The 10,941-nt window shown below is 63.0% G+C and carries 12 protein-coding genes; 7 read left to right on the forward strand and 5 right to left on the reverse strand.

Annotation, left to right across the window (positions count from 1 at the left end; translation table 11 throughout):
- Positions 1 to 81: 81 nt before the first annotated feature.
- Positions 82 to 561, reverse strand: a complete 480-nt coding sequence (locus JQ567_RS20215; protein WP_212440436.1) for a hypothetical protein — start codon at positions 559 to 561, stop codon at positions 82 to 84.
- Positions 562 to 760: 199 nt separating this feature from the next.
- On the opposite strand from JQ567_RS20215, the gene JQ567_RS20220 reads away from it, so the two are divergent.
- On the forward strand, positions 761 to 1,066 hold the full coding sequence (locus JQ567_RS20220) for a hypothetical protein (protein WP_212440437.1): 306 nt from the start codon (positions 761 to 763) through the stop codon (positions 1,064 to 1,066).
- Between the two features lie 153 nt (positions 1,067 to 1,219).
- Here JQ567_RS20220 and JQ567_RS20225 read toward each other — a convergent pair whose 3' ends face one another.
- From JQ567_RS20225 to JQ567_RS20235, 3 genes are all read right to left on the reverse strand, one after another.
- Positions 1,220 to 2,407 (reverse strand): hypothetical protein, encoded by a 1,188-nt coding sequence (locus tag JQ567_RS20225; RefSeq protein ID WP_212440438.1) that lies wholly within the window; start codon positions 2,405 to 2,407, stop codon positions 1,220 to 1,222.
- Between the two features lie 61 nt (positions 2,408 to 2,468).
- On the reverse strand, positions 2,469 to 3,440 hold the full coding sequence (locus JQ567_RS20230; protein ID WP_212440439.1) for a tripartite tricarboxylate transporter substrate binding protein: 972 nt from the start codon (positions 3,438 to 3,440) through the stop codon (positions 2,469 to 2,471).
- 217 nt (positions 3,441 to 3,657) lie between these two features.
- Entirely contained in the window at positions 3,658 to 4,287 is a 630-nt protein-coding gene (locus JQ567_RS20235; RefSeq protein WP_212440440.1) for a CoA pyrophosphatase, read from the reverse strand.
- A 79-nt stretch (positions 4,288 to 4,366) separates the two neighbouring features.
- Between JQ567_RS20235 and JQ567_RS20240 the strand changes: the two genes are divergently transcribed.
- From JQ567_RS20240 to JQ567_RS20265, 6 genes are all read left to right on the forward strand, one after another.
- The gene (locus tag JQ567_RS20240) at positions 4,367 to 4,795 is read left to right on the forward strand and encodes a PaaI family thioesterase (protein ID WP_212440441.1); all 429 of its coding nucleotides are present in this window, start codon (positions 4,367 to 4,369) and stop codon (positions 4,793 to 4,795) included.
- 150 nt (positions 4,796 to 4,945) lie between these two features.
- Positions 4,946 to 5,959 (forward strand): aldo/keto reductase, encoded by a 1,014-nt coding sequence (locus JQ567_RS20245; protein WP_212440442.1) that lies wholly within the window; start codon positions 4,946 to 4,948, stop codon positions 5,957 to 5,959.
- Between the two features lie 216 nt (positions 5,960 to 6,175).
- Positions 6,176 to 7,312 carry a TRAP transporter substrate-binding protein gene (locus JQ567_RS20250; RefSeq protein ID WP_212440443.1) on the forward strand — a complete coding sequence of 379 codons (1,137 nt, stop codon included), beginning with the start codon at positions 6,176 to 6,178 and terminating at the stop codon, positions 7,310 to 7,312.
- A gap of 197 nt (positions 7,313 to 7,509) precedes the next feature.
- Positions 7,510 to 8,178, forward strand: coding sequence for a TRAP transporter small permease subunit (locus JQ567_RS20255; protein WP_212440444.1), 669 nt, complete (start codon positions 7,510 to 7,512; stop codon positions 8,176 to 8,178).
- Complete coding sequence (locus JQ567_RS20260) at positions 8,175 to 10,043, forward strand: TRAP transporter large permease subunit (protein ID WP_212440445.1); 1,869 nt, start codon at positions 8,175 to 8,177, stop codon at positions 10,041 to 10,043. Before JQ567_RS20255 ends, JQ567_RS20260 begins: the two co-directional genes overlap by 4 nt.
- 204 nt (positions 10,044 to 10,247) lie before the next feature.
- The gene (locus tag JQ567_RS20265) at positions 10,248 to 10,508 is read left to right on the forward strand and encodes a DUF1488 domain-containing protein (RefSeq protein ID WP_212440446.1); all 261 of its coding nucleotides are present in this window, start codon (positions 10,248 to 10,250) and stop codon (positions 10,506 to 10,508) included.
- Between the two features lie 14 nt (positions 10,509 to 10,522).
- Here JQ567_RS20265 and JQ567_RS20270 read toward each other — a convergent pair whose 3' ends face one another.
- Positions 10,523 to 10,750: a hypothetical protein gene (locus tag JQ567_RS20270; RefSeq protein ID WP_212036264.1), complete on the reverse strand. Its 228-nt coding sequence runs from the start codon at positions 10,748 to 10,750 to the stop codon at positions 10,523 to 10,525.
- Positions 10,751 to 10,941: the final 191 nt, after the last annotated feature.

Here is a 10,941-nt window from a genome sequence, read left to right on the forward strand (position 1 = left end):
AAACGGAAGCCGTTCTGGAAACGGCCAGGGCGGTGGTGGCGAGCCCGGCGCGGACACGGTGGCTGTCACGCCCGCCGCCGATCAGTCGAACTTCATATCGAGACATTTCGAGATGTCGGAGCCGAGGCCAGACGAGATGATGATGCAGCCGCGCACCTTGCGCGCATTGTTGTCGCTGGCCCACGCCGCATAGCCGCCCGGTCCGAAGAACGTATTGGTGTTCGGCGGTTCGGTTTCGGTGGCGTCGAACGAATAGTTCGAATCGGTCTCGAAGATGCGGGGCTTCTTGGCGCAGTTGCCGTCGGACTGCACGTTGATGACTTCCTTGTTGTCGCGCGTCAGCGCCAGCGAGACCTGGCAGCGGTAATATTCCGAGGTCTTGATGTTGAAGACATACGCGTACGATCTGCAGGTTGCGGTATTGAGCTTGCCGGGGCTCAGGCCGCGGCTGCAGGCAATCCGCTGGTTGTTGCTGAGCTTGAATTCGTCGGCCAGGACAGCGGAAGCCAGCGTCATGAAAGACAGCGCAACACCGAAACCAATCTTCATGACGAGGTTCATCCGAATCATCCCTATAACGTTTCTGGCAATAGCGCGTTTGTAACCGGAAACCGGAACATAGTCGCGAAGTCGAAGGCGGGAAATCACAAAGTCGCAGAGAAAGCGTGATGCGGCAAAGGTACCATTGACGGAATAATGACGTTCGTGATTTGTTCAATAAGGTGGGCAGAAGCCGAATTGGCCGCTGGGAGGAACGACGATGACGAGAATTTCGACCAAAACCTTTTTGATCGCGGCCGCGCTCGGCGTGCTGACGTCATCCGCATTCGCACAGGCCGCCGCACCGACGCCCTGGGAGCTGAAGTCCGACATGGCCTACGGCTACGGCAAGGACGGCAAGACCTTCGCGTACAAGATGGGCACCAGCAACGCGGGCACGCTGCTGAAGGGCGCCAAGAAGGTGCCGAAGGGCACGCTGTTCTTCATCGGCGAGAACGGCCAGCTTTATATGCGGACCGGCCCCTACCTCGAAGACGACGGCAAGTTCAAGTTCGGCGCGAATTGAGGGCTGAGCCCACCTATGTCGTCCCGGCCTTGAGCCGGGACCCATACTCCGCGGCGCCAGTCACCTAAGGAAGGTGTCTAACGCCACTGCCCAACGATAGGACTCGGCGTATGGGTCCCGGCGTTCGCCGGGACGACGACATCGCAAGCTTTACTAAAACGCCGCCGCCAGTTCCTTGGCGCCGGGCTTGCTGCTGTTGACGTCCATCCGCTCGTCGGTGATCGCCAGCAGTTTCGCCACCGTGTTGTGGCGGATCGCGACCGGGTTGCGCTCGTAGCCACCGCGCTGGAAGAAATTCGAGGTCGGCACCTGCTCGCGCATCGCCTGCGGCATCGTCACCATGTCGAGACCGGTGCTGTCGCCGGTCAGGTTCATCATCTCGAGTTCGGCGGCGCTGAGCGGTCTGGTATAGCCCTTGGCGCGCGCGAACAGCACCGAGGTCAGCAGCTTGTGGGTCTGCAGCAGCGGGCCGACGTCGATGTCCAGCACCATGGCGTGGACCCCCCAGCCCTGCGGCGTGTTGGCGAGTTTCTCGTGCTCCGACCATTGCACCGGCACCGAGCGCGTGAACGCCACCATCCGTTTCAATACCGCCAGTTTGTGATCCATCGCCTTGCGCGCCGGCCCTGACAGGCCGACGGCTTTTTCCGTCAACGCCTTGACGATGTCATGCCCCTGTTCGGCGAGCAGCGAGACGGTGTTGGTGGTGAGCAACTGGTTGTAGCCAACCGCCGTCGAGATCGCGCGCGAGCCCGGGCGCGAGGCGCTCAATCCGGATTGCATGTCGTGATTGCCGTTGCCGCCGGTCTCGAACGAATAGACCCGCACGATCTGCTCGCGCGTCAGCCCGGAAGCCAATGCGACGCGGCCATAGGCGCGCTTGAACTCGACCTCGCTGGCGGGCCGCTGCGGCGTAAACTGGAAATGCGCCGCGGCGGCTTGCAGGAAATCGGCGACCACCGGCAGCGGCTTGCGCTCGCGGGGCTTGTCGTCGGGCTCCGGATCCACCGGCCGCTTCGGCCCGTCGTAAAGCGGCGGTTGCGTCAGGACATAATCATCGAGCGTGATGGCCTGGCGCTCGCGCCGCTTGGCATTGCGGCCGCGCCGTTTTTCGGCAATCGCGGTCCAGTAGGGTTCGGCTTCCTGCTCGAACGCGGCGCGCGCGGCCTGATATTCCTTCAACTTGCGGCGATATTCCGCAATCGCCTGCGGCGTGGCCGCCTGCGCCATCGCATCCGCCGTTGAGGCCGGCAGCGCGTCCATGGCCAAAGCCGGCGGCGCGCCCGCGGGAAGCGCGAGCGCGACAAGGCCAAAACAGAGGCGAATCAATTGCAGGCGCATCGCCTTGTTGTAGCAAGTGTCGGGCCCAAGTCAGCCCCGAAACGGCGCGACGCTGTGCCGCTCACTCCTGCTCGACGCCGCTGGTCTTGATCAGTTGCGACCACTTCTTTTCATCCTTGTCGATGAAATCGGCGTAATCCTCCGGCGTGCCGGGTGTGATCTCGGTGCCGTCATTGGCCAATTGCCTCTTGACTTCGTCGGAGCCAAGCGCGTCGCGCAGCACCTTGTTGAGCTTGTCGATGATGGGGCGCGGCGTGCCGGCAGGCGCCGCGAGGCCGTAATACAGCGACGCATCGAAACCGGCCAGGCCCGCTTCCGCCATCGTCGGCACGTTGGGCAACAGGCTGGAGCGGGTCGTGCTGGTCACCGCGAGGGCACGCAGTTTGCCGGCCGAGACGTTGGGGTGCGAGGCCGGGATCGGCGCGAACGCCATCGGGATATGGCCACCCAACAGATCGGTCAGCGCCGGACCGGTTCCCTTGTAGGGAATATGCACCAGCGTGATCCCGGCGGTGCGGGCGAAATATTCGCCGGTGATGTGACTGACCGTGCCGGCGCCGGCCGAGCCGAAATTGACCTTGCCGGGATTGGCCTTTGCGTGCGCGATCAGTTCGGCAACGGTCTTGGCCGGGAACGACGGATGCACCACCAGCGAATTCGGCGCATTGCCGATCAGGCCGATCGGCGCGAAATCCTTGCGCGGATCGTAGCCGGCGCTCTTGTAGAGTGACGGCCCGATCGCCAGCGTGCCGGTATAGCCCAGCACCAGCGTGTAGCCATCGGGATCGCTCTTGGCGACGGCCTTGGTGCCGATCGTGCCGCCGGCGCCGGGACGATTGTCGACCACGACCTTCTCGCCGAGCAGTTCGCTCATCTTGTCAGCGATGCCTCGGCCGACGATCGAGGTCGAGCCGCCCGGTGCGAACGGAATCACCAGCGTGATCGCTCGCGTCGGATAGTTTTGAGCTTGCGCGCTGTTGAGACTGGCGGCGAAACCGACGGCGATGATGACGGCTAAAGCGTTACTGCGCATTCAGCACTCCCTTGGGATCATTGTTCTTGTTGGTCGTATGGTCGCTGAAACGGCCGCTGTCCGCAACCCGGCTTCGGGCACCCCACCCAATCGTCATTGCGAGGAGCGAAGCGACGAAGCAATCCATTCTTGCTTTGCGGAACGGTGGATTGCTTCGCGGAGCCTGTCATCGGGCGCGCATTCGCGCGACCCGTTGGCTCGCAATGACGGTTTAGCCCTACTTCCAGGCGAACACCGGCTGTTCCAACTCGGCCACGCGGGTGTTGCGGCCCGCCAGCACTTCACGGAATTGATAGATCAATGCCGCCGTCGGCGCGTGGATGTGTTGGCCGGCGAGGCGAAAGCGGATCACGCGCCGCGTGCTTTCGGGAATTCCGGTGAAGCTGAACGCGCCTTGCTGCTCGATCTCATCAAGCGCGATGCGATGCACGGAAGCCACCTCCGCCGGGTTCGGCACCATCGCGGCCTTCGTGCTCACCCACACCACGACCGGCGTGATCAGATATCCGGACCTCGTCGGATAGTCGTCGAGCAGGCCCAGCACATCGCCCTCTCCGAGCTCCAGGCCGAGCTCTTCATGAAGCTCGCGCAACGCCGACTGGACTTGCGTCTCGCCGGGATCGCAGCGTCCGCCGGGCAGCGCCCATTGGGCCGAATGGGAGCGCAGGCCCGCGGCGCGCCGCGTCAGGAGAAACGCCGTTTCGGCACCATTCTCGCTTTCTGTGAGCGCGATGACCACGGCGGCCCGCTTCAGCGCAGGCTCTGGCTCATCCGCCGGCATCCGCGAGAAAGCTGCAACGAGCTCTGCGATATTTCGCCGGGTGGCATCATCAAATGAACGGGCCATGACGCTTGACTACAATACTCCCGCGTTTGATGAAATGACTGTCGAGACATGACCGCCTGCAGGGAACGGAATGCATCAGATGACGACCAGGGCCGCCACGGAGAAGCTCAAATCCGATGGCTGGAAAATCGTCGAAACGACCGGCTTCATGCATCTGATCGGGCCGTTATGGGAAAGGCTCGTCGACGGCGAGCTTGAATTCGCGCTGATCACCGAGGACAAGCACCACAACCGCCGCGGCCTGGTGCAGGGCGGCGTGCTGATGACGTTTGCCGACCGCACCTGCGGCATCACCGCGCGACACGTCTCGGGCAAGCCGACGCTGGCGACCGTGCAGCTCGATACGCATTTCGTCGAATCCGGCAAGATCGGCGAGGTGCTGATCTCCAAACCGCACGTGGTGCGCGCCACCCGCAGCCTGATTTTCATCACCACCGAAGTCACCGTCGACAAGCGCTGTATCGCGATGGCGTCGGGCGTGTTTAAGGTATTGAAGAATGATACGTAGCCCGTTCCGTCATTGCGAGGAGCCAACGGGTCGCGCGAATGCGCGCCCGATGATAAACTCCGCGACGAAGCAATCCATCTTTCTGGTCGGCGCCTATGGATTGCTTCGCTGCGCTCGCAATGACGACGGCCTTCAAAAGGAGCCCGCCCGATGCAATATCGCCAACTCGGCCGCAGCGGCCTGAAGATTTCGCCGATCTGCCTGGGCACCATGATGTTCGGCGGGCCGACCGACGAGGCGACGTCGTCGCGGATCGTGGCGAAGGCACGCGAGGCCGGGATCAATTTCATCGACAGCGCCGACGCCTATAATGGCGGCAAGTCCGAGCAAGTGGTCGGCCGCGCCATTGCTAACGTCAGGCACAGTTGGGTGCTCGCAACAAAACTCGCCAACCAGATCGGCGACGATCCCAATTGCGGCGGGCTGTCGCGGCGCTGGGTGCTGCAGGCGGCGGAAGATAGCCTGAAGCGGCTCGGCACCGACTATATCGACATCTACTATCTGCATAAGGAAGACCACTCGACGCCGCTGGAAGAGACCGTGCGCGCGATGGGTGACCTGATGCGGCAGGGCAAGATCCGCTATTTCGGCGTTTCGAACTATCGCGCCTGGCGCGTCGCCGAGATCTGCAACATCTGCGACCGCAACGGCATCGACCGCCCGGTCGTGAGCCAGCCCTATTACAACGCCATGAACCGGATGCCGGAGGTCGAGCACTTCCCGGCCTGCGGTTATTACGGCCTCGGCATCGTGCCCTATAGCCCCTTGGCGCGCGGCGTGCTGACCGGCAAGTACCTGCCCGATGCGGCGCCCGACAAGGACAGCCGCGCCGGCCGCAACGACAAGCGCATGATGCAGACCGAATGGCGGCCGGAATCGCTGCAGCTCGCGCAGCAAGTCAAAGAGCACGCCGAAGCCCGCGGCATCACCGCCGGGCAGTTCGCGGTGTCATGGGTGCTGAACTCGTCGTTCGTTTCGGCTGTGATCGCCGGTCCCCGCACCGAGGAACAGTGGGACGATTATCTCAAGGCGCTCGATTATCGCTTCACGGCGGAGGACGAAGCGCTGATCGACCGGTTGGTCGCGAGTGGGCATCCATCCACACCGGGGTTCAACGATCCCGCCTATCCCATCGAGGGACGGCGCGCGCGCACCGCGACTTAAACGAAAGTCGCATACGCTGCGGCCGACTTACAAAATTTAGTTCGGCGTCCTTGGAATAAATCGGCATGCGGCCGCCGACGTTGTTCACCATCTGCCGCGTCGAAGCGTCGCATCTTCCCGAACATTCTTGCCAAACACCTGCGCAAGCCTTTGTCTCCCTTCCAATAATAAGGGGCGCATCCTTGGTTGGATCGCCGTCAAAACGGGGAGGAAACCATGACGACATCCAAAAAGGACACCACATCAAGCCGCCGCCGCTTCCTGAAAGCGGCCGCCGCGGGCGCCGCAGCAACGGTCGCGGCACCCAGCGTCGTAAGCGCGCAAGGCGCGACCAGCATGCGCTTCCAGAGCACCTGGCCGGCCAAGGACATTTTCCACGAATACGCGCTCGACTACGCCAAGAAGGTCAACGACATGACCGGCGGCGATCTCAAGATCGAGGTTCTGCCGGCCGGCGCCGTGGTGCCCGCCTTCGGCCTGCTCGAGGCGGTCTCGAAGGGTACGCTCGACGGTGGCCACGGCGTGCTGGTCTATCACTACGGCAAGCAGAACGCGCTGGCGCTGTGGGGCTCCGGTCCCGGCTATGCGATGGACGCCAACATGCTGCTGGCCTGGCACAAGTACGGCGGCGGCAAGGAGCTTTTGGCCAAGCTGTACGCCTCGATCGGCGCCAACGTCGTCTCGTTCCCGTATGGGCCGATGCCGACCCAGCCGCTCGGCTGGTTCAAGAAGCCGGTCACCAAGGCCGACGACATGAAGGGCGTCAAGTTCCGAACCGTCGGCATTTCGATCGACGTGTTCAGCGGCATGGGCGCTGCGGTCAACGCCTTGCCCGGCGGTGAAATCGTCGCCGCGCTGGACCGCGGCCTGCTCGATGCCGCCGAATTCAACAACGCCACGTCGGACCGCATCCTCGGCTTCCCCGACGTGTCCAAGATCTGCATGCTGCAGAGCTACCACCAGAATGCCGAGCAGTTCGAGATCATGTTCAACAAGGACAAGTACGACGCGTTGCCGGCGAAGATCCGCGCGATCCTCGACAACGCCGCCGAAGCGGCCGGGCAGGACATGGCCTGGAAGGCGATCGACCGGTATTCGAAAGACTACGCCGAGATGCAGACCAAGGATAACGTCAAGTTCTACAAGACCCCCGACTCGGTGCTTCAGGCGCAGCTCGATATCTACGACCAGGTCGTGGAGAAAAAGTCGGCGGAGAATCCGCTGTTCAAGGAGATCGTCGCGTCCCAGCTGGCGTTCGCCAAGCGCGCGACGCAGTGGGAGCAGGACACCGTGGTGAACCGCCGCATGGCGTATAACCACTACTTCGGTCCCAACGCCAAGAAACGGACCTGAGGCAATAGAATCGACCAACAGACCCCGTCCGGGATGGCAATCCCGGACGGGGTCTTGTATCGTCGGCTGGCCATCGCCTGCGCATTCACGACGTGAACGCGGCCGGACGCGGCGCCGGATTTCAGGTCGGCCATTACGCCCGACCTCGTCCGGATCATTCCTGTACCAGGCAGCCCGTACCAAGCAGTCCAGATTTCATGAACAGCGACCGTTTTCTGCATACCATCGACGGTATCAGCACCTTTGCCGGCAAGGCGGCCGCCTGGCTGGTGATGGGCCTGATGCTTCTCGTCTGCGCCGAGGTTTTCAAGCGCTACATCCTGAACATGCCGACCGCATGGATCTTCGATGCGTCGAACATGATGTACGGCGCGGCGTTCATGCTCGGCGGCGCTTATACGCTGGCGCAGAACGCCCATGTCCGCGGCGACTTTCTCTACTCCTCGATGCGGCCGCGCACCCAGGCCGGACTCGATCTGGTGCTCTACATCGTGTTTTTCCTGCCCGGGATCGCGGCGCTGGCCTATGCGGGCTGGGACTACGCCGCGCTGTCATGGCGCATCAACGAGCACTCCAACGTGACCGCGGACGGACCGCCGGTCTATCATTTCAAGGCGATGATCCCGCTGGCCGGCATATTGCTGCTGCTGCAAGGGTCCGCTGAAATCGCGCGCTGCGTCATTTGCCTCAAGACCGGCGTGTGGCCGAGCCGCCTCAAGGACGTCAGCGAAATCGACGTCGTCGAGGAGCAACTGGCGCTGAGCGAGCATGTCGACGACGAAGCGCGCCGAAGCGCGATCGAGCATGCGCAGAACATCGAGGAGAGCGCGCGCCAGCGCGGCTTGGGCGGAGCGTCACAGCCATGAGCGATCCGGCACTCGGGCTTTTGATGCTCGGACTCATCGTCGTCGTCATCATCATGGGTTTCCCAACGGCGTTCACGCTGATGGGGCTCGGCATGTTCTTCGGCTTCTTCGCCTATTACCGCGGCGGCGAATCCTGGGCCGATAACCACATCTTCGACCTGATGGTCCAGCGCACCTATGGCGCGATGACCAACGACGTCCTGATCTCCATCCCGCTGTTCGTCCTGATGGGCTACGTGATGGAACGCGGCGCGCTGGTGGACAAGATGTTCTACGCCATCCAGCTGGCGTTCCGGCGCGTGCCGGCGGCGCTCGCGGTCGCCTCGTTGATCGTCTGCACCTTCTGGGGCATTGCCTCCGGCCTCGTCGGCGCCGTCGTGGTGCTGATGGGCGTCATCGCCTTCAACCCGATGCTCAAGGCCGGCTATGACGTGAAACTCGCCTCCGGCGTCATCACCGCCGGCGGCACGCTCGGCATCCTGATCCCGCCCTCGGTGATGATCATCGTCTATGCGGCGGTCGCCGGGCAATCGGTGGTGAAGCTGTATGCCGCCGCGATGTTTCCGAGTTTCTTCCTGGCGTTCCTCTACCTCGTCTACATCATCGGCTGGGCGCTGATTAACCCGAAGATCGCGCCGAAGCTGCCGGAGAGCGAAACCCGGGTGCCGGTGCGGCCGTGGGTGACGCAGGTCCAGCAACTCTATTCGCGCAAGATGCTGCCGGCGTTGCTGGCCGCGACTGTGGTCCCGTCGCGGGCCCTTGCCATCACGGTGGATGGCGCGCGGCTCGGCTACGGCACGATCCTCAAGAGTCTGTCGTTCGTGCTGGTCCCGCTGGTCATGACGCTCGGCACCCTGTGGGGCATCTGGTGGTACGTCGTGATCCACCAGCAGCCGGATGCGCCCACCGCCATCGAGCGCAGCGAGGCTCCGACCCCGCTCGGACAGTCGGCGCCGAGCAGCGAGCCGGTCGAGGAAAAGCTTCAGGAACTGGGCAGCTCGGTCCAGCAGTCCGGCGCGGCCAAAAAGGGCGAGCCGGAGGTGCTGCAGCAGATGGGTAATCTGCAGAGTGAAAGCGCCGCCCCGCCGTCGGCGTCCGGGCCGCCCGAAGGCTTCTATCTGTATTTCGGGTTCACGGCCGCCGTCCTGCTGCTGCTCCTGTTCTACTATTACGCGATCATGGAGGCCGAGCAGTTCGAGGTGCTGCGGCTGTTGATCACCTCGGTGATGCCGCTTGGCCTTCTGACCGTGATCGTGCTCGCCGTCATCCTGTTCGGCATCACGACCGCCACGGAATCGGCGGCGGTGGGCGCCGCCGGCGCCTTCCTGCTGGCGTTCCATGCCCGCACGCTGAACTGGAAAAAAACCAAGGAGGCGGTGTTCCTCACCCTCAAGACCACGTCGATGGTGTGCTGGCTGTTCGTCGGCTCGGCGCTGTTCTCGGCGGTGTTCGCGATTCTCGGCGGCCAGGCGCTGCTGGAGAGCTGGGTGCTGTCGCTCAACCTGACACCGGTCCAGTTCATGATCCTGTCGCAGGCGATCATCTTCGTGCTGGGATGGCCGCTGGAATGGACCGAGATCATCGTGATCTTCGTGCCGATCTTCCTGCCGATGCTGAAGCACTTCAGCGTCGATCCGATCCTGTGGGGCGTGCTGGTGTTCGTGAACCTGCAGGCCGCCTTCCTGTCGCCGCCGGTGGCGATGTCGGCGTTCTATCTGAAAGGCGTCGCGCCCAAGCACGTCACGCTGAACCAGATCTTTTCCGGCATGATGCCTTACATGTTCATCGTGATCATCTGCATGGTCATCATGTATATGTGGCCGGGAATGACGCTGTGGCTGCCGAAATATCTGTACGGCGGTTAGGCCGGGTTCCAGTTTCCCGGGAACAACGGCCTGAATGGGCCGTTGAGTCCCTCGACTCGCGGTGAACGCAGCCACAGGCCAGCGGAGGATTCCGATGGAACCGATCCTGGGTTTTGAACCGATCCTGTTTGTTATCGTCGTGGTGCTCCTGTTTGGTGGCGGGAGCTATTGGGGCCGGCGTCACGGCCACTGGTGAGAATGACCATGATCGATTTTCCGAACCATAGCCGCAGCTATGACCACACAAGGCGCGCCGTGCGGTTTTGGGGCTACGACAGCGCGATCGAGGCCTCGTTCTATGTGAACGAGGCGGCGCTGGCGCGAATCCAGCCCGGGGTGCCGCTCGATGAATCGGGCTTCCTGAACGCGTTCGACGCCAACCGCGACAGGATCTGCGCCGCAGCCGCCAAGGTTTACGTGCGCGGCACCCGCGGCTCCTACGATCTCGGCGCGGCAAACTTCTAAAGGAAGCTGCGGCCTCAATCCGCCGGGCACAGCCCCTCTTCGATCGCGGCCGATTGCAACTGGCCGGCGTCGGTGACGCCTGCCGCCGCGGTTGCCAGGATGCGCGACGCCATCTTCACCTTGATCGCCGGCGTGGCTGGCTTGCCCGACGCGCTGTCGACATGGGCCGAGGCCAATTCCAGCACCGATCTCATCATTGAAACCAGTTCCGGATTGAAGTTGTTCGGCGAAATCTTGGTCATGCGCACTCCCGTTGGCGCTCATGTAGCGCGGCAACGTGACTCCAATACGACCCTGGTGTGAAGGATCGCCATAGAGGTTAAGGAGGCCCCGGCTTCGGGGGTTGGGCTGCGTGGTGGCGTGTGCGGTGCAGCGTTACTGATTTGATTATCAAACAGCTCGCCTATTGGTCGTCCCGGCCTTGAGCCGGGAC

Origin of the sequence: Bradyrhizobium sp. AUGA SZCCT0431, assembly GCF_018131065.1 — a bacterium.
Lineage (GTDB): Bacteria > Pseudomonadota > Alphaproteobacteria > Rhizobiales > Xanthobacteraceae > Bradyrhizobium.